Source organism: Streptomyces sp. BE20 (assembly GCF_036322525.1).
Lineage (GTDB): Bacteria > Actinomycetota > Actinomycetes > Streptomycetales > Streptomycetaceae > Kitasatospora.
In genome coordinates this window covers 1-338 of record NZ_JAQYWW010000113.1, presented here as the reverse complement: position 1 = coordinate 338, position 338 = coordinate 1, and the positions used below count along the sequence as shown (strand labels likewise).

Below are 338 nucleotides of genomic sequence, written 5' to 3'. Positions count from 1 at the left end.
TGGCCAGCTCGTTGACCGACTCGGTCAGGTCCTGCCAGGTGCCGTCCACGCCCGGCACGCGGGCCTGGCCGCCCAGGCTCCCCTCCGTAAGAACCTCAGAGCCTACACTAGTGAAAGAGTGGGCGAACGAGTCAAGATCTACGTCGACGCGCAGGGCGAGGTCCAGGCGCTGAACACCACCCTCAACACCATGGTCGACCAGCTGTCCTCGTTCGCCGACGAGGTCACCCGGGTGGCCCGCGAGGTGGGCACCGACGGGATGCTGGGCGGCCAGGCCCGCGTGCCGGGCGTGGACGGCACCTGGCAGGACCTGACCGAGTCGGTCAACGAGCTGGCCA

General features: G+C 68.9%; 1 pseudogene. It reads left to right on the top strand.

The annotated features are described in order from the left end of the window. Nucleotides 1-133 precede the first annotated feature (133 nt). Nucleotides 134-338 (top strand): annotated as a pseudogene (locus PUR61_RS00555) (hypothetical protein); the annotation flags it as partial.